23 protein-coding genes are annotated in these 23,701 nt (G+C 54.1%); 16 read left to right on the top strand and 7 right to left on the bottom strand.

Features of this window, described 5'->3' with window-relative positions:
- Nucleotides 1-17: 17 nt before the first annotated feature.
- From BMX91_RS02260 to BMX91_RS02205, 12 genes are all read left to right on the top strand, one after another.
- Complete coding sequence (locus tag BMX91_RS02260) at nt 18-257, top strand: EsaB/YukD family protein (RefSeq protein WP_092049440.1); 240 nt, start codon at nt 18-20, stop codon at nt 255-257.
- Between the two features lie 45 nt (nt 258-302).
- Nucleotides 303-1,646 (top strand): type VII secretion protein EssB, encoded by a 1,344-nt coding sequence (gene essB / locus BMX91_RS02255; protein ID WP_092049438.1) that lies wholly within the window; start codon nt 303-305, stop codon nt 1,644-1,646.
- Between the two features lie 38 nt (nt 1,647-1,684).
- Nucleotides 1,685-6,166: a type VII secretion protein EssC gene (essC, locus tag BMX91_RS02250; RefSeq protein ID WP_092049435.1), complete on the top strand. Its 4,482-nt coding sequence runs from the start codon at nt 1,685-1,687 to the stop codon at nt 6,164-6,166.
- Nucleotides 6,163-9,018, top strand: coding sequence for a type VII secretion protein EsaA (gene esaA / locus BMX91_RS02245; protein ID WP_092049432.1), 2,856 nt, complete (start codon nt 6,163-6,165; stop codon nt 9,016-9,018). The genes essC and esaA overlap by 4 nt, the downstream gene beginning before the upstream one ends.
- A complete protein-coding gene (locus BMX91_RS02240) occupies nt 9,008-9,562 on the top strand; it encodes a type VII secretion EssA family protein (RefSeq protein ID WP_092049430.1) in 555 nt (184 codons plus the stop codon). Before esaA ends, BMX91_RS02240 begins: the two co-directional genes overlap by 11 nt.
- Nucleotides 9,559-9,912: a YwqH-like family protein gene (locus BMX91_RS02235; protein WP_092049427.1), complete on the top strand. Its 354-nt coding sequence runs from the start codon at nt 9,559-9,561 to the stop codon at nt 9,910-9,912. Before BMX91_RS02240 ends, BMX91_RS02235 begins: the two co-directional genes overlap by 4 nt.
- 15 nt (nt 9,913-9,927) lie before the next feature.
- Complete coding sequence (locus tag BMX91_RS02230) at nt 9,928-10,254, top strand: YwqI/YxiC family protein (RefSeq protein ID WP_092049424.1); 327 nt, start codon at nt 9,928-9,930, stop codon at nt 10,252-10,254.
- Between the two features lie 18 nt (nt 10,255-10,272).
- Complete coding sequence (locus BMX91_RS02225; protein ID WP_092049422.1) at nt 10,273-11,829, top strand: ribonuclease YeeF family protein; 1,557 nt, start codon at nt 10,273-10,275, stop codon at nt 11,827-11,829.
- 13 nt (nt 11,830-11,842) lie between these two features.
- On the top strand, nt 11,843-12,652 hold the full coding sequence (locus BMX91_RS02220) for a hypothetical protein (RefSeq protein WP_092049420.1): 810 nt from the start codon (nt 11,843-11,845) through the stop codon (nt 12,650-12,652).
- Nucleotides 12,653-12,960: 308 nt separating this feature from the next.
- Nucleotides 12,961-13,416: a hypothetical protein gene (locus BMX91_RS02215; protein WP_092049418.1), complete on the top strand. Its 456-nt coding sequence runs from the start codon at nt 12,961-12,963 to the stop codon at nt 13,414-13,416.
- Nucleotides 13,413-13,865: a DUF5085 family protein gene (locus BMX91_RS02210; protein WP_092049415.1), complete on the top strand. Its 453-nt coding sequence runs from the start codon at nt 13,413-13,415 to the stop codon at nt 13,863-13,865. Before BMX91_RS02215 ends, BMX91_RS02210 begins: the two co-directional genes overlap by 4 nt.
- A gap of 19 nt (nt 13,866-13,884) precedes the next feature.
- Complete coding sequence (locus BMX91_RS02205) at nt 13,885-14,322, top strand: hypothetical protein (RefSeq protein ID WP_092049412.1); 438 nt, start codon at nt 13,885-13,887, stop codon at nt 14,320-14,322.
- A gap of 61 nt (nt 14,323-14,383) precedes the next feature.
- Here the strand turns inward: BMX91_RS02205 and BMX91_RS02200 are convergent, their stop codons facing one another.
- Complete coding sequence (locus BMX91_RS02200) at nt 14,384-14,914, bottom strand: helix-turn-helix domain-containing protein (RefSeq protein ID WP_092049409.1); 531 nt, start codon at nt 14,912-14,914, stop codon at nt 14,384-14,386.
- A 184-nt stretch (nt 14,915-15,098) separates the two neighbouring features.
- Here BMX91_RS02200 and BMX91_RS02195 point away from each other — a divergent pair, with 184 nt between their 5' ends.
- From BMX91_RS02195 to BMX91_RS02185, 3 genes are read left to right on the top strand one after another with little or no spacing between them, the layout of a single operon-like run.
- On the top strand, nt 15,099-15,860 hold the full coding sequence (locus BMX91_RS02195) for a GTP cyclohydrolase II (RefSeq protein ID WP_092049407.1): 762 nt from the start codon (nt 15,099-15,101) through the stop codon (nt 15,858-15,860).
- On the top strand, nt 15,847-16,959 hold the full coding sequence (gene ribD / locus BMX91_RS02190) for a bifunctional diaminohydroxyphosphoribosylaminopyrimidine deaminase/5-amino-6-(5-phosphoribosylamino)uracil reductase RibD (protein WP_092049404.1): 1,113 nt from the start codon (nt 15,847-15,849) through the stop codon (nt 16,957-16,959). Before BMX91_RS02195 ends, ribD begins: the two co-directional genes overlap by 14 nt.
- A 1-nt stretch (nt 16,960) precedes the next feature.
- Complete coding sequence (locus tag BMX91_RS02185) at nt 16,961-17,533, top strand: 5' nucleotidase, NT5C type (RefSeq protein WP_092049402.1); 573 nt, start codon at nt 16,961-16,963, stop codon at nt 17,531-17,533.
- Between the two features lie 50 nt (nt 17,534-17,583).
- Here BMX91_RS02185 and BMX91_RS02180 read toward each other — a convergent pair whose 3' ends face one another.
- From BMX91_RS02180 to BMX91_RS15845, 5 genes are all read right to left on the bottom strand, one after another.
- Complete coding sequence (locus BMX91_RS02180; protein WP_092049400.1) at nt 17,584-18,246, bottom strand: HAD family hydrolase; 663 nt, start codon at nt 18,244-18,246, stop codon at nt 17,584-17,586.
- A 41-nt stretch (nt 18,247-18,287) separates the two neighbouring features.
- Nucleotides 18,288-18,650 (bottom strand): SCP2 sterol-binding domain-containing protein, encoded by a 363-nt coding sequence (locus tag BMX91_RS02175; RefSeq protein ID WP_177168230.1) that lies wholly within the window; start codon nt 18,648-18,650, stop codon nt 18,288-18,290.
- A 67-nt stretch (nt 18,651-18,717) separates the two neighbouring features.
- Nucleotides 18,718-19,929 (bottom strand): DUF819 family protein, encoded by a 1,212-nt coding sequence (locus BMX91_RS02170; RefSeq protein ID WP_092049396.1) that lies wholly within the window; start codon nt 19,927-19,929, stop codon nt 18,718-18,720.
- Nucleotides 19,930-20,079: 150 nt separating this feature from the next.
- Nucleotides 20,080-20,229, bottom strand: a complete 150-nt coding sequence (locus BMX91_RS15850) for a hypothetical protein (RefSeq protein WP_218143870.1) — start codon at nt 20,227-20,229, stop codon at nt 20,080-20,082.
- A gap of 563 nt (nt 20,230-20,792) precedes the next feature.
- Nucleotides 20,793-21,002 (bottom strand): hypothetical protein, encoded by a 210-nt coding sequence (locus tag BMX91_RS15845; RefSeq protein ID WP_218143869.1) that lies wholly within the window; start codon nt 21,000-21,002, stop codon nt 20,793-20,795.
- Nucleotides 21,003-21,116: 114 nt separating this feature from the next.
- Between BMX91_RS15845 and BMX91_RS02160 the strand changes: the two genes are divergently transcribed.
- Nucleotides 21,117-22,229, top strand: a complete 1,113-nt coding sequence (locus tag BMX91_RS02160) for a mandelate racemase/muconate lactonizing enzyme family protein (RefSeq protein WP_092049394.1) — start codon at nt 21,117-21,119, stop codon at nt 22,227-22,229.
- A 263-nt stretch (nt 22,230-22,492) separates the two neighbouring features.
- Here BMX91_RS02160 and BMX91_RS02155 read toward each other — a convergent pair whose 3' ends face one another.
- Nucleotides 22,493-23,674: a M20 metallopeptidase family protein gene (locus tag BMX91_RS02155; protein ID WP_092049392.1), complete on the bottom strand. Its 1,182-nt coding sequence runs from the start codon at nt 23,672-23,674 to the stop codon at nt 22,493-22,495.
- Nucleotides 23,675-23,701: the final 27 nt, after the last annotated feature.

Genomic DNA, 23,701 nt, shown 5'->3' with positions numbered 1-23,701 from the left:
TAATGGGAGGTATTCGGATGTATATTGAAGTCACTGTGGATTTGTCCCGATATGAGGGGGGCGTATTTGACCTCAGGCTGTCGGACTACCACACATTCAAGAAGTTGGCGGACATCGCCCGGGAAGCAAAAGGTGTCACCAGACATCAGCGGGAAGGCCATTGGGTACGGGTCACCAATAGAAATAGGACCTATCCGGGACATTTGACGATGGCGCATTGCGGCATTACGTCCGGTGACCGGCTGGAGATTCTCTGACAGCAAATTTTTTTGGGATGAACAAGGCAAAGGAGCATCACTGATATGGCCAATCGAACACAGACATATATGGAAGCGCTGCTGGATGCCGCGATCCGTCACGGGGATCATCAGAGTTCGTTCGTTTTCCAGACGGAACGGATCGGCCTGAAAAATGAAGCGGAAATCGCATTCCTGGGATCCGCTGATCCGGTCATCCGGAAAACGATAGAAATTGATGGGGATGAGCTGGTCATTACAGCAGAATTCCCCGAACGGTTCCGGCGTTTTATCGCCATCCATGAAGAAGACGAGAAGACACGGTGGATCTTCGCGGGCCGCCTTGCGGAAAGAGCCGGAGAGGATGAGGACAGCCGTCTTCAGCCTGTGATCTGCCCGGAGAACATCGTATTCGGCAGCGGCCTGGAGCCGCATTTCCTGCACTGGGGTGTGATGGACAGCCTTCCGCCGGCCGGACAGGACCCGGATCGTGTATGGCTGGAAGTCAAAGCTGCAGCAGCGGCGGCCGTCGACAACAGCCGGCCGTACGAGGACTTTCTGAAACATCACGAAACGCTCGACCTGAAACCGCGCACGAAGGCGATCATGCAGGCTGAAAACCAGGATGAACTCTTGAAGCATATCGACAGAGTGATCCGGTCCATCGACCAGAAGGAAAGCATGAACGTCCGGCTGCCGCAGAAAAAGTGGAAGCTGGCCAAGATTTTCAGCATTACGGCGGGAATTTTGCTGATTCCGTCCATCGCCCTTGCCGGCTATACTTTCGCTTATGAGAAACCGAAAACCGAAGCGATCACGGAAGCCCATGAATCCTATATGACGATGAAATACAGCGATACGGTGAGCCTGCTGTCAAAGTACGACGTAGACGGACTTCCGTATATCACTCTTTACGAGCTTGCCGACTCCTATGTCATCAATGAACGGCTGACAGAAGAGCAGAAGGAGAACATCCGCTCGAACATCACGCTGAAGACCGATGAAGACTACCTGAAGTACTGGATCTATATCGGAAGGGACGAGGGGGAAGAAGCCGTCGATCTGGCCCGGGCAATGGAAGACCCGGTCCTCCTTGCCTATGCCCTGGCCGTACGCCAGGAAGAAATCCGTTCGGATGACAGCCTGTCAGGTGAGGAAAAGCAGGAAATGATCGGTGAAATGGACAGCGAACTCGAGGAAATCCGCAAGGCGATGGATGAGCTGAACAAAGCTGAGGAAGAGGCGGAGAAGGAAGAAGAGCCGGCCAACGGTGATGATGCAAAAGATGAAGAGCCATCCGGCGGCACCGAGAAAGCAGAAGTGGAAAAAGCCCCTGAAGAGCAGGAAGCCCAAGAAGATGCACCTGCCTCGGAAGAGACATCTGAAGATACGGAAACGCCGGCTCCATGATCCCGCCGGACGCGCAGAAAGAATAGAAGGTGAAATGATTGCAGCAACTATGGGTCCATTATGCGGAACACGTTCAGCGGCTCGATTTCAATGAATACTCGGTGAAGCGGATGACAGTCGGCCCTTCCGTCGGGGACAGCATCACGGTGCTGGATTTTCCGTTCGTCAAGGGTGCCTTTCAGCTGGAAGGCGGGGAAGATGGCTTCACGATAAGGGACGGGCAAGGGAAAATCGGCTACCTGAAAATCGGCCAGCCGGTCTCCGTAACGCAGCGGGGCCGTTCCCTGACACTGTCGGTCCTTCCCGCACCCAGGCGGAGCCATACATATTACGTGGGGTATACGGGTCACATCACATTCGGCGCCGGAAATATGGAAGCGACCGTGAATTTGAGGGATCCCGTTATCCCGGGTGACGCAGAAAAGCGTTTTGTCCTCCTGAAGGGAGCCGGACGGTGGTACGCGGATGTGGAATTTGGCTGTCCGTTCTACTTGAACGGAAAGAAACGGTCAGGTTCTGTGCCCTTGCAGACAGGGGATGTCATTTTGTGGCTCGGCATGCAGGTCCGGCTGACGGATAAAGACGTGATAGAGCTGTCCTGTACAGGTGCATTCACGACAAAGCTGCCGGCATTTCAGCCTCCCGAGTCCGAAGTGATGAAATCCTATCCTGTTTACCGGCGCACGCCGCGGATCGTCTACGAAGCACCGGAGGACAAGGTGTCGCTGTCCTTCCCGGTACAGGAACAGACAGATGACGGACGGGGGCTTTGGCTCGTGATTTTGCCGCCGCTCGTCATGCTCATCGTCATGTCGCTCGTCGTGATCTTTATCCCCAGGGGCCTTTTCATCATCATCTCGATCTCGATGTTCATCGTGACGCTGATCACATCGACCGCCCAATACTTCCGGGAACGCAAGCGCCGGAAGCGTCAGGAAGAAAAGCGCCGCAGGGTCTACACGGCTTACCTGGAAAACATGCGTGAGGAATTGTATGAGCTGCGCGGTAAGCAACAGCGCATGCTGGACTATCATTACCCGGCTTTCCCGGCACTAAAGCAAATGACGGATGGCATGTCTGGCCGCATCTGGGAAAAAACAAGAGAAAATGATGACTTTCTGCATTTCAGGCTCGGCACCGGCCGAGTCAAGGCAAGTTACAATCTTAATCTCTCTTCGGGAGATCTTGCCAACCGGGAAGTCGACGATCTGATTGAGCAGTCAAAGAAGATGGAGGAAGTGTTCAGCGAGCTGGACAACGCCCCTGTCACGGCGGATCTTTCAAAAGGGATTATCGGCCTGTTCGGGAAGGAAGACGTCATCAGAAAGGAAATCGCGCAGATCGTCGGCCAGCTCTCCTTTTTCCACAGTTACCATGATGTCCGGTTTGTCTATATTTTCAATGACAGTAAATATGACCAGGTTGAATGGATGAAGTGGCTTCCGCATTTCCGGTTGCCGCACATGCATGCCAGGGGATTCATCCATGATGAGCGGTCCCGTGACCAGCTGCTCGGTTCGCTTTATGAGATCCTCAGGGAACGGGATAATCATGAAGACCGGGGCAAGGTGGTATTTACGCCACACCTTGTGTTCATCGTGTCCGACTACAGGCTGATCGGGGAACATGTCATCCTCGAATACCTGGAGGGAAAGGACCACCAGGCGCTCGGCATCTCCGTCATCTTCACGGCAGACGCCAAAGAACGGATTACGGAAAACGTCCACATGCTCGTCCGGTATGTGAATGACAGTGAAGGGGACATCCTCATCCGGGACAGGGTGGCATCGGATACCCGGTTCAGGCTGGACCACTATGTGCCCGAAGGGGATGAAAGGTTCGCGAGGACACTCAGAACACTTGATCACCAAGTCGGGATGACGAACTCGCTTCCTGAGTCAGTCGGCTTCCTTGACCTTTACGGAGTCACCGATGCGGAAGATCTGCCGATCATTGAAAAGTGGGAAACGAACCAATCGGCGAAATCTCTTGCAGTTCCGGTCGGCTATAAAGGCCGCGAAGACCTGCTGGAGCTGAACCTCCACGAGAAGGCCCACGGTCCGCACGGGTTGCTGGCCGGAACGACCGGTTCAGGAAAATCGGAATTCCTTCAGACCTACATCCTGTCGCTCGCTGTGAACTTCCACCCCCACGAGGTGGCGTTCCTGCTGATCGACTACAAGGGCGGCGGCATGGCACAGCCGTTCAAAAATATTCCGCACCTGCTGGGAACAATTACGAACATAGAAGGAAGCCGGAACTTTAGCTTGCGGGCACTGGCTTCCATCAAGAGTGAGCTCAAGCGCAGGCAACGGCTGTTCGATCGGTATACGGTCACCCATATTGATGAATATACATCTCTTCATAAAAGCGGAGTGGCGGAAGAACCGCTTCCGCATCTGTTCCTCATCTCGGATGAATTCGCAGAGCTGAAAAACGAGGAGCCGGACTTTATCCGGGAGCTCGTCAGTGCAGCCAGGATCGGTCGGAGCCTTGGTGTCCATTTGATCCTGGCCACCCAGAAGCCTGGCGGCATCATCGACGACCAGATCTGGAGTAACGCACGCTTCCGTGTCGCACTAAAGGTCCAGGATGCTGCGGACAGCAAGGAAATCCTGAAAAACGGCGATGCGGCGGTCATCACGGTCACAGGCCGCGGATACCTCCAGGTCGGCAACAACGAAGTATATGAACTGTTCCAGTCCGGATGGAGCGGTGCGCCTTATCTGACCGAGACTTATGAAGGCGAGGATGAAGTGGCGATTGTCACCGACCTCGGTCTCGAACCGCTTACAGGGCTTTCCGTCTCGGAAGGAAGGAAAAGCAGCCTGACACAGATCGAGGCGGTAACCGCCAAAATCGGGGAGGCGGCGAGGTCGATCGGGGCAGATCGTCTGTCGAGCCCTTGGCTGCCTCCGCTTGACGGCCGGATTACACAGTCTGCAGCCGTTCGGTTACAAGGCAGAGGATTTGCAATCGGTATAGCTGACGAGCCGGAAAAGCAAAGCCAGTACCCCGTGGGATACGATCCGGATGCGGACGGTAATACAGGCGTGTTCGGGTCGCCGGGCTACGGTAAATCCTATACGCTCCAGTCGCTCATCCTTGGCATCGCCGGCATAAAAACTCCGGAGGAAGCAAACTTCTACATGCTGGACTACGGAAACGGGTCGCTGTTGCCGCTTCGCCAGCTGCCGCACACGGCGGACTACCTGACACTGGACGATGAACTCAAGCGCGATAAACTGATCAGGCTGATCAAGAACGAGATTGCCCGCCGGAAAGCTGCTTTCCAGAAGGCGGAAGTAAGCACGCTCGCCATGTATAACCGCATCGCGGAAGAAAAATTCCCGCTGGTCTACCTGGCCATCGACAACTACGACATCATCCGGGACGAAATGGAAGAGCTGGAGATGCAGATGAACCAGTTTGGCCGGGACGGACAGTCGCTCGGCATCCATATCCTGCTTGCAGCCACAAGGCCAATGTCCGTCCGCCAGACCCTCATGAACAACCTGAAGGTAAAAGTGGTCCACTATCTGATGGACTCGTCGGAGATGTACGGAATTGTAGGACGGCCGCCGTATACACCGGAACCGATTCCGGGACGCGCAATCCTCAAAAAAGAAGAAGCCCTGTTCATGCAGATGTTTCTTCCTGCGGACGGCGAAGATGACTTCACCGTTCTGGAAAGCGTGAAGGAAAAGGTCCGCATCCTGAAAGAGCGCTACGCTGGCTCCGGAGTGCCGCAGCCGATTCCGATGCTGCCGGCGGAACTTACGCTGGAACAGTTCGAAACGGCAGCGGAAGGAGCGGGCGGACCTGGCATCGTTCCTGCAGGCCTGGACGAGGAAGCGGTCCGTCCGGTCGCAATCGACTTTAACCGCAACCGACATCTTCTGATCATCGGACTTGCCCAGCGCGGCAAGACGAACATGATGAAGGTTCTGATCCGCACGGTCCGCTCTCAGGATACCGGCCCCGTCGCTGTTTTCGACTCGTTCGACAGGGGACTCTCGGCATTTGCGCAGGATTCCCGAATCACTTACGCCGATACGAAAGAAAGCCTGGAAGCGTGGATTGCGGACGCGGAGCAGCACTTCGCAGAAGCGGAAGCGGCCTATGTCGCCTCGATCCGGGAACCCGGGGCGCAGGTGGAGACCGTGCCGTCCTATCTGTTCATCGACGGTTACTCTAGGTTCCTCCAGACTGCGGACGCCCGTATCCAGGACCGCCTGGCGAAGCTGATGAAAAACTATTCGCACCTCGGCTTCAACGTTATCGTCTCAAGCTCCAATGCAGAGATATCGAAAGGCTATGATGCATTCACCAATGAACTGAAGCTTGTCCGGCAGGCCCTGGTCTTCATGAAGAAATCCGAACAGACCATCCTCAACGTTCCATATGAGCGGAAAGAAGAAGAGCTGCCGGCAGGATTCGCACACTATATTCTGAACGGAAAAAGCACGAAGATCATGACGCCGTTCTGTCTGATGGAGAAGGAGAAAGTACGATCATGAAAAGAAATTACAAAAAAACCGCTGCTATCATCGCCGGACTCATCGTCATCCTGGCACTTCCGGTCGCGTTTTTCGGATTCATGTCCGGAAACGTGCTGTCATTTGCAGATTCGCCGGGACGCACGATCGCTGTTGTCAACGAGGACCTCGGCAGCGAACGGGGAGAAGAAGAGGTCGAGATGGGCAGGGAAGTCGTGTCCATCCTTTCAGAGGATTCATCCTACGAATGGGAAGTGACGGGGAGGGGGTCGGCAGAGAACGGCCTGAAGGCCAACCGCTATGACGCTGTCGTCTATATCCCATCCGACTTCTCGGCCAAGGTCATGTCCTATGATGAAGCCAACCCTGAGAAGGCGGAATTCTCCTATCATGTGCAGAGCCAGAAAAGCGGTAATGTGAAGGAGACGATCATCGAGGAGATCGACCGTGCGACCGACCGCGTTAACAGCCGGATCGCCACGCTCTACTGGAGTTACGTCGCCTCTGAGATGGACCACATCAAGAAAGAATTTAACGCGATCCTCGATAAGGAAAGCGAGTTCCTCGACGCAATGGTGGGCTACTATGAGCCAGGAGCAAATGCGCTGGCCGACCAGATGCAGCGCCAGCGCGAACAGGTCGAGCAGCTCCGCCAGACCGTCGGTGACGTGCACCAGGGCCATGACGAGCGCATCAGCAGCGTCGAGACATTCAGCAGCGAACTCTCGAACTTCATGGGCCATGTCGAAGACTATAAAACATTCCAGCTGGCCCAGCGCAACATCCTGGAAGAGCTGCAGGGCGTCAGCATCGCAAAGGTGCAGGAAGCGGCGGCCAAGCAGACTGAACAGTTCCAGCAGACGCTCAATGAGCTTGAGGAAAACAATGCCCAGCTTGCCGCGGAACTGATCAAAGTCAATGAACAGATTGAAGCCAATAAGGAAAAGTTTGACGCACTTGCGCAGATCCGTCAGGAAAAAGCCGCAAAGCAGGCTGATGAAATCCTGGCGGCACAAGGTACTGCGATCGAGCGCTATAATGACTCGATCATCGGCAATGTCCAGAAGAAAATCCAGGAAGGCGCAGGATCCGCCATCCCGGAAGCCGGCGGTCCCGAAGGGCTTCCGGCAAAGGAAGAGCTGGCATCCGCCAAGGATAAGCTTGAGGAGCAGGCCGGGGAGCCTGCTGAAGACCAGGCGCCTTCCTTCGAGGAAGAAAAGGCGGGCATCAATGAGCTTGCCGCTTCCATCGCAGGCCTGAAAGAGCAGCTTGCGGCCGAGCAGCCGGAGTCACCACTCCTTGCAGAACTGGACGGGGCAGCCGGAAAGCTCGCGGGCATCACCGAGTCCATCAATGAGAAAACCGCCGCCCTCCAGGAAGACAGCGGGTCGGAAGCAGAAGCAGCCAAGACTGCTTCCAATCTGTACAACAATCTGTATGCCGCCTATGAGACGCTCCATGGTGCATATGCCTCTGCCCGCCATACACTGGACGACTACCCGGCCGATACGGTTGCCGTCGTCCGCGAGATCGAGAAAAAAGAAGCGGGCCTGCTTAAACACGAGGGGCTTTCCGAGGATAGAAAAGCGTCACTCAAGGAGCTGTTCGCCAAGTCACCGGCTTCGAAAGATCTCGATGCGCTACTGACCTATCACGCCGCTCTTGAGCAGCTCGGTTTCGCACTGGACCAGGGGGTTCAGCGCGAAGGGGCTCTGAAAGATGAAGTGCTGAAAGATGAAATCATCCAGACGCTCACGCAGGACATCGCCGCACTCGGGGAAGAAGAAATGGTTGCCTGGGAAACTGTCGGCGAAGGCCTTCCCGAGACATCGGCCAGAGTGGAAGAATGGAACTCGTCATTTGCTGCCATCATGGCCGGCTACGAGAAGTCTGTGGGCATCCAGCATGCCGAACTCCTCCAGGATTTATACGGCCTGGAAGATCAGGCATCCGCCATTCTGGCGCAGATCCAGAATCCGGGCAACGCCATTCCGGGCGGAGAGCCGGAGCCGGATGGTTCCGCAGGCCAGGTAGCTTCGGCTCAGGCCACGATCGGCTCACAGCTGATCATGCTCAGCAGCACGATGAACGCAGTGGCGGACCGGCAGGACAGCATCGTCAGCTATGCCGCCGATCTCCAGGGCAAGGCCAACGGATTCGAAGAATCGACGGATGTGTTCAGTGACCGCTGGGAACGGAATATTGAAGCCATCCAGGCTTTCAATGAGGACGTCAGAGGCTTCCTCGATAACACCTATGTCGACGGCCAGGAAAACGGCTACGTCTTCGATCACTTCATCAACCCGCTCAGCGTGAGGGGAGAAGCAGTTGCCGGTGAGAACATGGAAAAGGTTCCGCCGGTCATCCTGTATGTCATCATGCTCATCTCGAGCCTGGCAATCGGTTATTTTGGCCACAAGATCAAGGATGGTACGCCGCTTCTCCGGACGGCTATGCCGGCACTTCTTGGCCTGATCAGCGGGCTGATCATCAGCCTGTACAGTATTAATATGTATGTACTCAATGATCACCGGGCCATCGAGTGGACCATCTTCACCATCCTGGTTGTCATTGCGGGTTCCGCACTTGTGACGGCTGCACTCGATGCCGGAGAGACGATCGGCTGGATCGCGGCAATTGTCCTCATGGCGATCTACATCGCGCCGCTGCTGATTCTCGGTGTTCCCGAAGCCAACATTCCGGACATCCTGTCGCCGGTCTACCTGTCGATCAAGTACGACCCGGTGACACTTTTTGACACCGGAGCGGCCATTGCCGGAATCGCTGCTGTCCTGCTCCTCGTGACCGTGTATGCGGTGAAGCGCTGGAAAAACAATGAAACCGCCGGGGAGGAAGAGGCGTATGAAGCTTAAGCGCAATTCTGCGCTTGTCCTGCTAGCAGGAGCTGTCATTGCCGCACAGCCCGTGTCGGCAGACGAACCGGAGGCAAACCCTGCCGAGACGTTGGATCCTTTTGAATACAAACAACTCGAATTCAGGAAAAAGACGGAGTATCTTCATGACCGCGGACAGGTCGAGATGAAAAACACCATCTCAGAATCGCAGATCAACCTCGACTTCTCAGAAGAAATCCGTATCCCGTCACCGATCGAAGTGTCGGAACTGTTCCTTGAGCCGGGCAGGTCCGAAACCGGTACAGCTGCCGCCAAGGCAGCGGAGCTCGGCCTGTTCACTGAAAAGGCCCCGGTATCCGAAGAAGCCGCGGCCCAAGAACCGCAGCAGATTCCGGAAGAGCAGACAGAAGGGACACCGCTCCGAAACTGGATCTTTATCGGTGTCATCATACTCGCAGTTGCGGGACTTTTCGCCTTCGTCGTTCCAGCCCTTCTGAAGGGCGGGAGCGGCGGTGCGCAGCCGGCAAGGAGAAGAAAAGAAACGGAGGGGAAGATTGCATGATTGGCTACTACCTGATGCTGATTGAGCTGAAAAGGCAGCAGATCCGGCGGCTGAACACATGCCAGGGGGAACTGCAGGGAAAGCAGGGCGAATTCCAGCAGAATGAGCCGAAGTGCATGGAGCCGGAGCTGACACCGAAGACGTGGCATGGGAATCTGGCCACGGCCTTTGATGAAATCAGGGAAACGGGCATCAAGACTCCTTACCAGGATGTGTCCGGCCCCCAATTTGATTCAGCCTATTCGGCCATCTCCGCAAAAATAACGGAGCTTGAAGCGGAAATCGCCTCACTCGAAGCCATCGTAGCCGCACTGCGCGCGGCAGAGGCGGCGAAAGCGGCCAATTCCTGATAAGGAGGATCAACGATGACAGAAATCAAAATGGTTTATGACGACATCCATCCCGTGATCGACGATCTGTCGGGCAAAGCGAATGCACTCGATCCGTCCGCCCCGGAACCGATTTCGGGGAACACCTTGGACGTGGCCGACAAGCTGAACGAGCTGATGACGCATCTTGAACAGATGCTGATCCGGTACAAAACCGTTCTTCAGACAAATATCGAAACCACAAAGAACTCCGTGGAGTTCATGGAAGAGACCGATAACCAGGTAGCCACAGCCATCGACGGAAGCGGCGGGTCCTCCGGCGGCACTGCGCCGCACAGGAACGGTCCTGTGCCGATCCGCTAACCGGGGGAGGAGAATCTGATGAAGATATTGGACGTTACACCGTTCCAGGAAGGCCTGTCCCGGAATCAGGAAACACTGACGCGCATACAGGAAGAGATGGATGCCATCCGGACCGCTGCCCAGCAGCTTTCCGACCTGGGCGACTCCCTGACCGGAGACGGGGGAGAAGCAATCAAGGCGTTTTACCGGGATTGCCATCTGCCGCTCCTGGAGACATTTGCGGATTTCAAGAGCTCGTTTGAGACGACCATGAACAGCATCAAGTCCGCACAGGAAACGCTCGAGCCGGCACCCGACGGCTACATCATGGAGAGCTTTTTAGAAGGAGAAGTCGAAACCGGCCTGACCACCATCTCGACGACCACCACCAACCTGACCTCAGACGCAAACGGCATCATGGACTCCGTCGCCGACATCGTGGCGCTTCCTCATCTGGACGACAGCGAAGTCCAAGAGGGCGTCCGGGACGCTAGGAAGAAAAAAGACGACACCGTCACCGACCTGAATGAGTTCGATTCCATACAGACAAATTCACTGACCTCCGTTGAGAATGACATTCTACGGATGGAGCTGTGGGTGCTGGACCTGGAAGGCGCCATGCAGGACGGCCTGTCTCCGGTGGACTTCCCGGCGGAAGATTGGGCGGCCTTTGCAGAGATGCATCCATTGAACACCGGCCAGAACCACGTGCCGATCGAAACAGAGACGGTTGAGGACAAGGAAGAGTCCGGAGAGTCCGGGGATGTTGCAGGCACAACTGTCAATATGGCGAGTCTTTCAAATGCAGTCCAAACAGCATCGAAGGTCGTCGAAGAAGTGAATAAGGGCGAAGGCTTTATGTCTGCTTTTGCTTTGATCAGAGCGGGCCGGCATGGAGGCATATCCACCTCACAACATCCTCTTTCGAAAGGGGGGACCGGTTACCGCATCAACGCGACACCAAATGCGATGCATCGGCTTAATATACCGTATAGTCCGAAGGATGTGCGTGACGGTCAGGTCATGCTGAAATATGCGACAACCAAACCTGGACAGAGCGGATGGTCCTCAGCGGGTGAAAGGGCTAAACAGGCTCACCCGTCATTGGAGCAGTTTGCGGGAACCAAGACTACACCTGGTCAGAAAGCAAAGGTTGTAGGAACAGCAACGCTTAAGGGAACGACCGGGGCTTTCAAAGACCTGGTGGACGTCAAGGGGATCAGGGACGAATTCAAACGAGTTCCGCAGGGTGGCAAAATCAATGCGGCAAGCGGAATTATCCGTGGGGCCGGGAAAGCGCTTGGTCCTGTAGGTGCAGCCTTCAGCTATAACACGAACTACCAGAATGCCGCGGCCAGCGGTCTCACCGGAGCAGAAGCCCATGCAAGGGCAGCAAAGGACACAGCCATTGATACGGCAGTCGGGGGAGCTGTTCAGGCAGGTTTCACTGCAGCCGGGACCGCACTAATTCCGATTCCGGGCGTTGGTACTGCTGTCGGAATGGGGCTGGGTATGCTGGCAAACGCAGGTCTCAACATGGAGATTGGTGATTCAGGAAAATCTGCAATGGATCATATAAAGGGTTGGTTCAGTTGATGGAGGACAGAAAATGAACAACTTGGATTACGGAAAATTTGCTGTCCTACGAAGACCGCTAGAGTCCGGTCTGCAAAGTCCTATGAACTTGTCCGGAATCCTGGTGTTAGGAGCATTTTTACAAGCTGGATTATACGCCTTGGAATTTTATGTAGTCGGATATTCCACTGCTCATCCTTTTAAAACGGAGATCCTTAAGTGGCACTTTTGGATTAGTGTAATTTTAGTCGTGCTAGGCGTCGTTTTTGCGATTCCTTTTGTGTATAGGAAGTTAGAGAAATCCCAGTATTTGATCAGTATTTTATACTCCCAAAACCTATTTGGTGTTTCTGCTTATATCTTGGCATTATTTGCTGTCACAGACATCGATGCCGGTTTATCCGATGAGTCGATGATGACATTCACCGACGTGACCTTGCTTACAGGTATTTTTGTATTTGTGCTGACGTTCTTTCGGTATATATGGAAAATCAGAAAAGGAGATTACCGCCTAGGCTCAAGAAGTGAACAGATACGAAAGAAGTTCGAATATAAGTCCTCCTTGCCTGCGGCTACCGTTGCCGGTCTTGGCCTCTTCTTTATCCTCCAATATGTTCTGAGAAACCTGGGATTAGGAGATCCGAACCAGCTCATAATCATTTTCATTGGTTTTGCTGTGTTTTACACGATGTGTTTTGTGCTTCCGGAGCAACTCATCATTTTGTACTGCAAACTGCGTTTCAGAAGCTTCAACTTTGAGGGGCGCTCATTTTTGGATGAACCAGTAGATAATGGAGATGAAGATGAAGCGAGAGCACTATTTGGTGATTCGTATCACAAATAACAAATGATCTTCTTAAGAGAGAAAAAGTCATAATTGGACTCACCCATATGCAGGGAGTGCTAAGGGGAAATTCTAAGTGATGAACACCTCCCCATCTCAAGATTCAGAAGAGATTTCTATTATATTCAGAAGACCGCTTGAATCAGGTCGCCAAAGTCCGGCCAACTTAGCAGGGAATTCCTGTTCTATGTGATGCTATTTATTTTGCCGGAGCAGCTGGTGATCCTTTACTGTAAATTCCGATTCAAGAGTTTAACTATTACACGAGATAATCATTAACAAAAACATCCGGAAAGGGAAGTGGGGACATGGCGATTGAACGGCGCCCGCTCGTCTTTGATCACGTGCTGACGTATCGGACGGAACAGCGGAAAACGGACTGGCAGGAACCTCTTGGTCTGCTGGAGTCATTCGTGCTCGACAAAGGGGTCTACAAGAACGGGCCGGCTTTCTTCACATTCGTGCCGGAACCGGAAGATGAATCAACTGGCACCTTCACCTATTATCAGCCGGTCAACGGTCCGCTGGAGACCGGAGGGGACAATGGCTTCGGATACGAGGCGCGTTTCCATTCCGGGGATGCGCTGGTCATGCGCCAGGCGGAGCAGGAAGCCGACTTTGACGCGGCTTACGTAAAGGTTCAGGACGCTGCCGTAAAGGAAGGGCTTGTCCTTGGCGAAACGTACTACTGTGTCCTGCTCGATGTGTATGGAGACATCATGATCGACCTTGTCGTACCGCTGGAAGGCGGTCGTCCGGAATGATCGTTGCTGAAAACCGGTCCATCAAACACCGTAACATCGTATCCAAACTGTACAGTTTTGTTCCGGCAGAAATCGGGATTGCCCTTGAAGATTTTCGGGGCATTCTGGAACAGCACGGCGTGACTCCTGACGGCAGGCTGTTCTTTTCAATGCTGAGTGAGCCGACGGCCAATGTGATGACGGCGGAACTGTTCATGGGGATTGAAGAAGGCGACATCACGCTGCCGCCTGAGGAGGAAGTGATGTTCCGGAGCTATTTCGAAATCCGCAATCTCCACACGATCCGGCTCATGGAGGATATCGACGCTCAGTCACAAGTGGCTTATTGGGAACTTGCCAAACATGTGGATGCCGGAGGGTATCATCAGACGACACCCGTGTTCGTGGAGTATAAGCAATCCCCGCAGGGCGGTACTTACGTGGAAATGAGTGTCGGTGCTGTACGTTGAAAGGATGGTCAGGCTGTACATGGAACCTCTGAAGATCCAACTGCAGAAATACGACGAAGGCGGAATCACTGACCCGGGAGCGGAGGAGCTTTATGCCGGTCTTGAAAAGTGGGCTGCCGAGAATCCTGATGGCGGAATCGAACAGGATTTCAGCATTCAGGTGCTCGGGATAACGGCGAACTCATCGATGCTGTTTGTTGCGATCAACCGGCTCGGCTTTCCTGTGAAGAATGTTTCATTTGTCTACTCTCTTGGGGTGCGGGAAGGAGAACTGATCTGGAACCGGGTCCGCATTCATCTTTCTGAAGATCAGATGGGCATCATCATGCCTAACCGGGCCATGCCGTTCCTCCTTGATCTTTCACCTGAACAGGAGGCGCTGTTCGACCGGATGACAGAAAGCAATCAGGTCGGAGAGTTGGATTTCTTTACATACGACCGGATGGAAAACAATTAAACTGGAGAATTAGAAGAGAGCCGCACGCCAGATATCTCTGGGTGTAGGCTCTCTTTATGTCTTATTGAGCGTCCTTCTCGGTATGGACTGCAATCAGCAGGATCGCCTCGGTGTCCCCGATGTTTTTTACGAAGTGGGGCACGCTGGCGTTCCAGCTGAATGAATCGCCTTCTTCGGCGATGACCGAGTCTTCTCCCTGTTCGGCCAGGACGGTGCCTTTCAGGACGATATGGGCCTCTTCGCCTTCGTGGGCGATCGCTTCTCCGGTCGAGGATCCGGGCGGAAGTTCGATGTGCATCATCCGGAGGCCGCTCTGGGAAGTGAGGTGCTCAATCTTGATATCATTAAATGACGTGTACACCCGCTCGGCTTTCCTCACCACTTTCATGTGCTCCTTTTTTTCAAGGAGCAGGTAGGGGAGCGGGACATCCAGAAAGGCAGCGATGGCCTGCAGCGTATTGAGGGAGGGCGAAGTATGGTCGTTTTCGATATTGCTGATGAACCCTTTGGAAAGGCCTGTCTGCTCACTCATCTGTGCAATCGTCAGCCCTTTCCGTTTGCGGATTGCACGTATTTTAGAACCGATCTCCATATCCAGCCCTCCCTGAAATCTTATTTTCGCATATAATCGTAACATGGATAAATTGACGTTATCCATCATAAGGTGTTACTTTATAGAAAACAAATATTCATGTGAGAATACTTTTGATTTGAGTATACAACCCAATATAATGGCCAATCTAAGAAAAATTTATAGATATAAGGAATGATTTTATATGGTTCAAGCAAAGCTGGAAACCAGAGTGCTGGATGTTCTGAAAGAAAAGATCCAAATGATAGAAACCGGGGAAGGTGCCATCTACCTGGTGGGCCCCATCAGACTGCCCGTCAACCTTTACGGGGAGACTGTCGTGTTCCAGTGGTATTGCTGGCTGAACCAATGCCAGGTAACGGATGATTACCAGGAAATCATCGATCGGCTGTCCTCTGCCAATCTGGCGGAATACCAGCAGTCGAGCGTCCTCGTATATGGTGACTTTGAACATGCGGATGATGCGCTGATCCGTCTGCACTCCATCTGCCATACCGGTGATATCTTCGGCAGCAAACGGTGCGACTGCGGGTATCAGCTCAAGCAGTCCATGAAGAATATCGTGGATCATGGAACGGGAGCCCTGTTTTATCTCGCGAACCATGAAGGCCGCGGAATCGGCCTGTTCTCCAAGGCGATGGCCTACGTTCTGCAGGAGCATGGCTACGATACCGTGGAAGCAAACGAAAGCCTCGGGTTTGTCGATGACTCCAGGAACTATGACGATGCAATCCGCGTCCTGAAAACTCTGCGGGATAAGCCGGTGACCCTGATGACCAATAACCCCAAAAAACTGGATGCCCTGCAGGATGCAGGCCTTCCGATTTCCGGACGCCAGGCGCTATGGGGCGATCGATCGGAGTTCAATGAAAAGTATCTGCAGACCAAGGTCCAGCGATCCGGACATTTGGAGGGAGGCACGACAGATCCAGATGACCAGCCATGACTTCTATATGAATCTTGCACTTGAAAACGCCCGGGCAATGAAAGGGCAGACCGATCCGAATCCGCTCGTCGGTTCAGTTATCGTCAATGACAACCGGATCGTGGGCATCGGGACTCATCTGAAGGCAGGCGAACCGCATGCGGAAATCCATGCCCTCAGGATGGCCGGGGACAAGGCAAAGGGCGGGACCATCTACGTCACACTTGAGCCATGTTCTCATCATGGCCGGACAGGGCCTTGTGCGGTCGCCATAGTAGAAGCCGGGATCCGAAAAGCCGTCATCGCCACGCTTGATCCGAATCCGGTTGTCGCCGGAAACGGGGTCAGGATCCTGGAGGAAGCAGGCATTGAAGTGATAGTCGGCGTTATGGAAGAGGAATCCCGCAGGATGAATGAAGTGTTCAACAAATTCATCGTGACACAAAAGCCGTTCATCACGATGAAAGCGGGCAGCACACTGGACGGGAAAATTGCCACCCATACAGCCGACAGCAAATGGATCACCTCTGCAGAGGCGCGCAAGGATGTCCACCGGCTTCGGAATGAACATCAGGCTATCCTGGTTGGCGTCAATACGGTGATCGAGGATGATCCTGAACTGACGACAAGGATTCCGAACGGCCGGAACCCGATCCGCGTCATCCTGGATTCCACACTCCGGGTTCCGCTCGAATCCAAAGTGGTCACGGACGGGCAGGCTGATACCTGGATCTTCACTGCACAACATTATGACCAGAAGTCCAGAAAGGTTTTGGAGGAAAGAGGGATTTCGGTTTATCCGACTTCGGGAGCCGAACGGGTTTACCTGGATGACGTGCTCCGGATTCTTGGTGAACAGCTTGTCTCCTCTGTCCTGGTCGAAGGGGGAGGCTCGATTCATGCGGCTTTCCTGGAGAACAGGCTCGTGGATAAAGTGGAGATCTATATGGCGCCGAAACTGATCGGCGGTGCCGAGGCGCCCACATTCCTCGAAGGCACAGGCATCGGGCTGATGCGTGATGCCGTGGAACTGGACGATCTGGAGATCACGAAGATTGGAAAGGATTTCAGGTTTACGGGATATCCGAACTACAATACGGAACAAAATGAGGGAATCTGATTTGAAATTCGGTTTTGACATCGACGACACACTGATCAACCTGAGGGAGCATGCCTTCCATCTCTACAACCGGAAATTAAACCGGAATGTGGACATCTCCCTTTTTCATGATTTGGACAAGGTGGAGATCCATGAACTGTTCGGCATGACCGCCGAAGAAGGCGGGAAGATGTGGAAGAATTCGCTGGAAGAGATCTATTACATTTCCTGTCCCCAGTATCCGGATGCCGCCGAAACGCTTCAGAAGCTGGAAAAAGAGGGGCATGAGATCTACTATATAACGGCCAGGCCGAAGGAACACGGCGAGCGCACGATGGAATGGATGATCCAGAACGGCTTTCCGGTCCAAAAAGACAGGTTCTTTTACGGCATGAACGATGAAGAAAAAATCCACATCATCAAAGATCTGCAACTGGACTATTATTTCGACGATAAGCCGGCGGTGCTTGAAACACTGAGGGACCTTCCACTGAACGTGTTTGCGAAAAACCAGTCCTACAACCGTCACTTGGATACACCCCGGATCACGGAGTGGTCCGAACTATTCGATTTGCTGATTGAAAAAGCAGAATAAGCACATGCAAAAGGCACCTCCGCAATCGTGCGCGAGGTGCCTTCTTTCAGTTATCTGATAATTTCCCATTCCCGTTCAGCCGCGATATTCCGCAGACCTTCCTCAGGACGGACAGCAACCGGGTTTCCTACGAGTTCGAGAACCGTCATGTCGGACAGCGTATCGCCAAATGCGGAGCTTTCTTCCCAGGCAACCGGAGTGTCTCCGAGGGCGGCGAGGATGCGCTCATTCTTCCGTTCGCTCCGGATATGGTAAATATTCGTCCGTCCGTCATATGTATTTCCGGAATACGGGATGTCGGTGCCGATGACGTCATCAAACGGCAAATCCCTCACGGCCTCAAGCAGGAGCGGAGTGAAGGCACCGGAGACGAGCATGACCCGGTCACCCGATTCCGCGTGGTCACGTACCCGCCGGACGACTTCCGGATTGAATCCGCTCCGCATCGCTGCGGCCATCTCGCCAAAGAAACGGTTCAGCTGTTCTTCCGCAAAGCCCGAGAAAGGGGCGAGATAGGCCTGCATCGACTTTTCCCTCATCACTGGAGAGGGGACGAGTTTCATCTTGTAGCCCGTATATACAGGCAGGATGCGCCTGAAAAACTTTCCGTAGAGTCTTCCGTATTCGGGATGATGCTTGAGGTGGCTCATCATAAAGTCAAATGTCTCGTTCTGGTAAAGTGTCCCGTCAAAGTCGAAGATTGCGACGCGCATGCGGCGGACCGTCCTTTCCTTTTCCGGCGGGCGTAACCCGCTTATCCGGCGAACTGATATTCTTTAAGCAGATTTTCCAGCTTTAGTGCGAAGCCGACATTGCCCCGGACCTTCAGCTTGCCGATCGTAAATGCCGCCATGCTGTTCAGGTCTCCTGTCAGAAGTTTCCGGAAGTGCTTGCCGCTCATCTCCAGTGTACAGGATGCTTCACCCGCGACTCCGGAGAATATTTCCGCCCGGCCATTCTCGAACAGCAGCTGCCAGCGGCTGACTTCACCTTTCTCATCGATAATGAATTCGTATCGGATATGTTCATCCTGATAAGGCTCCGGCTTTGCTTCCAGTTCCTGTCCGATTTTTGCCCAGATCTCGTCAAGCGAGAGGGCATTTAGAGGATTGCCCATGTTCATGCCCCCAACATTATAATGACTACTCATTCATCTTATGGAATCCGGAACATTTTGGCAAACTTCAGAATCCGTATAACGTATTGCCGACGATGGTTCCGATATAGTTACCGATGATGTATCCCATCGTGCCGACCAGCATGACGGGAACAATCAGATCCTTCCACCCTTTCGCAATCGCCATCGCAGCCGCCGTGGTCGGCCCGCCGATGTTGGCGTTGCTTGCAAGTATCATCTCTTCCAGGTTGAACTTGAACATCTTACCGACACCGAACGTAACAAGCATGTTGGTCAATACCATCAGGAAGACGAAGACGAGCAGCAGCGGTGCATTCTGGATAAGGAGCGGCAGGGAGGCCGGGACCCCGATGACAACGAAGAATATGTAAATCAGATACGTACCGATTTCCTGGGCTCCGTTCAGGCTGTCAAAAAACTTAGGCATGAGGGTGACTGCGGTAACGGTGATCGTCGTCAACATCAGGTACTTGTCTCCGAGCAGGCCGCTGAGCAGCTGCCAGCCTGCCCCTTCATCAGGAATGATCGAGCCGAAGATTTCGGCAATCTTAAACGATACCGCGACAATGGCGAATGCGCTACCGGCTGAAAGCGCGATGTCCTTGAGGGAAATTTCCTTGCGCTGCCAGTAGGAAGCCGCAAGCGTGCCGTCTTCTTCGTCTGCTGATTGTTCGACGCGGTCGATATGTGGCGTAGGGAACCGGCGCCGAAAAAAGCCGACAGCAGGAATGGCAATCAGAACAAAGAAGTAAAGCGCCATCATCAGATTATCAGCAACGATTGTGGAAGAGAGCATTCCCTCACTGACATCGAACTTGGCGGAAAGTGCGGCCAGATTTACGCTCCCCCCGATGTAGGAGCCTGTCATGACCGCTGTGATCAGGGCCAGCTCGGGGATAAACTCGCTTAAAGCGAAAAAGGCGATGTAGGCACCGATTACGGTTCCGATAGAGCTGACGAGGAACAGAATCAGCAGGCGGCCGCTCTCATTCCAGACACGCTTCAGGTTTGCCTGATACAGGAGAAGCGGAATGGCGAGCGGGATGACATAGGTCCAGACGGCATCATAGGCAGGGGCATCGGTGGGGATAATGTTGAGGTTGGCGAGGATCAGTGCCCCGGCAAGCGCAATGATCGCCCCTGTTACCTTCGATGCCCATTTGTACTTTTGTTCGAGATAGATGCTCACGGCAGCCCATCCGGCCAGAAATGCCCAGAGCAGCCAAGTGTCCTCCGGTTTGATCAAGGTTGTATCCATGCGGCACCTCCTATTGTTCCCACTATTATAAAGGAATGATGGCAGCGGAGGGAGGGGTCAGGGGAACGAGATGGGGGGGCGTTGGTCCCGGAATAAGAAAAGACCGAAGGTGCAAGATTCCACACTCCGATCCAGACTTCTTTATACACCTTAATCTTTATCTTCATCCTGCACGTAAGAAAGAAGCTTCAGTGACAGTGCCGCGGTAACCTCTGCTTTGGATTGACCTTTTTCGCCTTCCTCCGGCACACAGTTCTTGAGCGTCACAAGATCTCCTTCTTTAAGCGGCAGTACTGCCATCCGGAAAGCTTCCTGCTGGTCCTCCCGAATCAGACATTCTGATTCCGTAACTTTTTCTCCGTTTACAAAAACGGCCCAACGACTTGTTTCTCCTGCTGAAAGTGCAAGGATCATTTCATAAAGGCCGCTCCGGCTGATTTTAACCGATGTTTTCCGGCCTTTGACCGAAATCCCGGATGACAGGACAGACTCTCCATTGAACCTGACCATAGTTCCCTGGCCGACTTGCAGCCCGGGGGTGGTGGCAAGGAAGGCGAATTCTGCAATTCCGCCAGCATCCCCCTGGGGTCCTCTCTCTCCGCGTTCACCAGCAGGTCCCCGATCTCCCTTCGGTCCCTGTATGCCGGGAGCACCAGCCGGTCCTTCTGGTCCAGTTTCTCCGGTTTCACCTTTTGGTCCCGGAGCCCCCTCGGGTCCGGCAGGCCCCTGATCTCCCTTTGGCCCTTGTAGGCCAGCAGTACCGGCCGGTCCTTGGGGTCCGGTTTCACCTCTTGGGCCTTGGGCGCCGGCAGGTCCCATCGGTCCCTCCGGCCCTTCCGGTCCGGGCGGTCCGGGTTCACCTCTTAGACCGGTGAAGCCTCTAGGCCCGCGCTCACCGCGAAGGGGTTCAAGCGATTCCTGTTCGAACGGTTGAGCCGGGCGGTCAGAGGGACGAAGTCCATGAAGTTCCGCTGCTGCAACCTGTCTCCTGCGATGACGCCGGCCGCATTTACGGCAGGTATGCCGCTGTCCGCCACTTCCGCCGCCGGATAATGGTTTATCCATTTCCGCACCTCCCTCCTGACAGATTATGCGGTGGGCAAGGGGCCGGCACGGCAACAGCCCGATGTGAGATTGATTTGACCCGGTGTTCCCGATAAACTGAAAAGGTAAAAGGGGGGTCTATAATGAAAATCATCAAAGCAACCGTTCACGCGGTCCGATTCCCTCTCAGGGAACCATTCATCGTCTCTTATGCGACTTATCCCGACATGCCGGCGGTCATCCTCAGACTGGAAACAGACACCGGGCTTGTCGGCTATGGTGAGGCGGTGACGGACGAACATGTGACGGGAGAATACTACCTGTCGGCGTATGAAATTCTGAAACATCTGCTCATCCCGGCGGTCATTGGAGAAAATCCATTTGATATTGAGCGCATCCACGGCAAGATGAACGGAGCGGTCTCGGGAAATCCTGCTGCAAAGGCTGCCATCGATATTGCCTGCTATGATCTGATGGGGAAAGCTGCAGGACAGCCGGTGTACAATCTGATCGGAGGACGTGCCCATGAACGGATTGAATACCCGCGCGTCCTCAGCATCGAGGCCCCTGAAATCATGGCTGAAAAAGCGGTCCGTGCAGTGGAGGACGGGTATTCCTCGCTTAAGCTGAAAGTCGGCAAAGGGGATCCGATGGATGATGTCGCTCGCATCAAGGCAGTGCGGAAAGCTGTAGGCCCGGACGTCCCGATCCGTGTCGATGTCAATCAGGGCTGGAAAACTCCAGGGACTGCAGCAGCGGCTATCCGGGAGCTCGAAGGGGAGAACCTGAAATGGATCGAACAGCCGATCCGCATGGGGGACATCCGGGGGCTGGCGGATGTCCGGAGAAAAGTGACTGTACCTGTTATGGCAGATGAAAGCCTTCATGGCATGGAAGAATTCCTTGAGATCGTTCGTCTTGAGGCGGCTGATGTGTTAAACATCAAGCTTATGAAATGCGGAGGCATCTATCCGGCGATCCATATCGGCAAAGCGGCAGAGGCGGCAGGAATGCCATGTCAGGTCGGATCGATGGTGGAGTCGTCTGTCGGATCGGCGGCAGGGTATCACGTCGTTATGAGCCGGTCGAACATCCAGTCCGCCGAATTGACCGGGCCGCTCCTGTTCAGCGAAGAAATCGGCGATCTGAAATACGAGCTGCCGCAGGTCCTCCTGGCCGGACAGCCGGGCCTCGGTATAACGGTGGACGAAGAACAGCTCGAAAAACTGACGGTAAAAAAAGAAACGGTGCAATAAGCCAAACCACACAAAAAGGTTGTGCCCCCCCTGTTTCGGGAAGCACAACCTTTTACGTTTGCTTAGGAAATGAGAAATCGTCACTCTGTGGAATAACGGCTATTCACGTGGCGTCCCCGTCCAGCTCCAGCACCCAGCAAACTTCACCATTCTCCACTACGATAAGTTCAACATCGGCCCGTTCCTCGCCGTATTTCCTTTATCTCATTGCGGAGGGTTCCAGTTTGTACGTTGCTGAACGGGCGCTTGCGCTTTTGTTCTTCTCAGTTCTGTTTTTGTGCTTCGAAGAAAATACCCGCGAAGGTCCTTGCGGCCATTTCAAGTGCCGGCTCATGGAAGTCGAATTTCTCATGGTGATGCGGATAGGCAGTACGTCCATCCTCGACCTTGGCGCCGACGAAGAAGTAGGCCCCCGGGCGATGCTGGAGGTAGTAGGCGAAATCTTCAGCGGGCATGACCGGATCAATTTCCTGGTACACACCGTCGCCGTAAACACTGCCGACCGCATCCTCGATGAGGCGAACGCCTTCGGTATGGTTCTTGACCGCATCATAGCCGAATTCCACATCGGCTTCCGCGGTGCATCCGAGCGCCTGTGCGGTGAATTCCGCAATCTCACGGATTCTGCGGGCGCCGAGGCGGCGCAGTTCTTCATCAAAGACGCGCATCGTTCCTTCCATCTCGGCTGTCTGTGGAATGATGTTGCCGGCAGATCCGGAGTGGAACTGTCCGATCGAGATGACCAGCTGTCCAAGCGGGTCCGCGTTCCGGCTCACGACTGACTGGAGTGCGGTCATGATATGGGCTGCTGCAAGAATCGGATCATGTCCGTTATGCGGCTCGGCACCGTGTGTGCCTTTCCCGTTGACGGTGATGCGGATCGTGTTTTCCGCAGCCTGCAAATAGCCGTCACGGCTGTAAACATGTCCTGCAGGCATTAATGACTGCAGGTGGGCACCGAATACCATGTCGACGCCATCCAGGCAGCCGTCCTTGATCATGCCGAGGGCGCCGCCGGGATTCACTTCCTCGGCATGTTGGTGGATCAGGACAATGTTGCCCTCAAGCTCTTCCCTGAACTCGTTCATCACTTTGGCGAACACGAGGAGGGAAGCGGTATGGCCGTCATGTCCGCAGGCGTGCATGACACCGGGAACGGTCGATTTATACGGAACATCGGTTGCTTCCTGGATCGGGAGTGCGTCAAAGTCCGCGCGGAACGCGATCGTCTTTCCGGGCTTGCCGCCGCGGATCGTGCCGACGACACCCCGGCCGCCGACGTTGCGGCGCACCTCGATACCGAGCTGTTCCAAGTAATTGGCGATGTATTCGGGTGTTTTCTCTTCTTCAAAACTCAGTTCCGGATTCATGTGGAGATGACGCCGGATTTCTATCATGTCATCCAGCGATTCCCGGATTTTCCGGTCGATTTTCTGCAGGTCCATCCTATGCAACTCCTTCCGGAAATGATT

Origin of the sequence: Bhargavaea ginsengi, from assembly GCF_900109165.1 — a bacterium.
Classification (GTDB): Bacteria; Bacillota; Bacilli; order Bacillales_A; family Planococcaceae; genus Bhargavaea; species Bhargavaea ginsengi.
Note: the sequence above shows the minus strand (reverse complement) of the source record. Positions and strands in the feature narration are given on the sequence as shown.

What these genes read in the sequence shown, in the direction of transcription:
- BMX91_RS02215 (WP_092049418.1), top strand. Translation starts at nt 12,961, where the DNA reads ATGGCGATTGAACGGCGCCCGCTCGTCTTTGATCACGTGCTGACGTAT.
- BMX91_RS02175 (WP_177168230.1), bottom strand. Translation starts at nt 18,650, where the DNA reads ATGGGCAATCCTCTAAATGCCCTCTCGCTTGACGAGATCTGGGCAAAA.
- BMX91_RS02200 (WP_092049409.1), bottom strand. Translation starts at nt 14,914, where the DNA reads ATGGAGATCGGTTCTAAAATACGTGCAATCCGCAAACGGAAAGGGCTG.
- ribD (WP_092049404.1), top strand. Translation starts at nt 15,847, where the DNA reads ATGACCAGCCATGACTTCTATATGAATCTTGCACTTGAAAACGCCCGG.
- BMX91_RS02235 (WP_092049427.1), top strand. Translation starts at nt 9,559, where the DNA reads ATGATTGGCTACTACCTGATGCTGATTGAGCTGAAAAGGCAGCAGATC.
- BMX91_RS02260 (WP_092049440.1), top strand. Translation starts at nt 18, where the DNA reads ATGTATATTGAAGTCACTGTGGATTTGTCCCGATATGAGGGGGGCGTA.
- BMX91_RS02220 (WP_092049420.1), top strand. Translation starts at nt 11,843, where the DNA reads ATGAACAACTTGGATTACGGAAAATTTGCTGTCCTACGAAGACCGCTA.
- essB (WP_092049438.1), top strand. Translation starts at nt 303, where the DNA reads ATGGCCAATCGAACACAGACATATATGGAAGCGCTGCTGGATGCCGCG.
- BMX91_RS02180 (WP_092049400.1), bottom strand. Translation starts at nt 18,246, where the DNA reads ATGCGCGTCGCAATCTTCGACTTTGACGGGACACTTTACCAGAACGAG.
- BMX91_RS02170 (WP_092049396.1), bottom strand. Translation starts at nt 19,929, where the DNA reads ATGGATACAACCTTGATCAAACCGGAGGACACTTGGCTGCTCTGGGCA.
- BMX91_RS02160 (WP_092049394.1), top strand. Translation starts at nt 21,117, where the DNA reads ATGAAAATCATCAAAGCAACCGTTCACGCGGTCCGATTCCCTCTCAGG.
- esaA (WP_092049432.1), top strand. Translation starts at nt 6,163, where the DNA reads ATGAAAAGAAATTACAAAAAAACCGCTGCTATCATCGCCGGACTCATC.
- BMX91_RS02195 (WP_092049407.1), top strand. Translation starts at nt 15,099, where the DNA reads ATGGTTCAAGCAAAGCTGGAAACCAGAGTGCTGGATGTTCTGAAAGAA.
- BMX91_RS15850 (WP_218143870.1), bottom strand. Translation starts at nt 20,229, where the DNA reads ATGGCAGTACTGCCGCTTAAAGAAGGAGATCTTGTGACGCTCAAGAAC.
- BMX91_RS02155 (WP_092049392.1), bottom strand. Translation starts at nt 23,674, where the DNA reads ATGGACCTGCAGAAAATCGACCGGAAAATCCGGGAATCGCTGGATGAC.
- BMX91_RS02205 (WP_092049412.1), top strand. Translation starts at nt 13,885, where the DNA reads ATGGAACCTCTGAAGATCCAACTGCAGAAATACGACGAAGGCGGAATC.
- BMX91_RS02225 (WP_092049422.1), top strand. Translation starts at nt 10,273, where the DNA reads ATGAAGATATTGGACGTTACACCGTTCCAGGAAGGCCTGTCCCGGAAT.
- BMX91_RS02240 (WP_092049430.1), top strand. Translation starts at nt 9,008, where the DNA reads ATGAAGCTTAAGCGCAATTCTGCGCTTGTCCTGCTAGCAGGAGCTGTC.
- BMX91_RS02230 (WP_092049424.1), top strand. Translation starts at nt 9,928, where the DNA reads ATGACAGAAATCAAAATGGTTTATGACGACATCCATCCCGTGATCGAC.
- BMX91_RS02210 (WP_092049415.1), top strand. Translation starts at nt 13,413, where the DNA reads ATGATCGTTGCTGAAAACCGGTCCATCAAACACCGTAACATCGTATCC.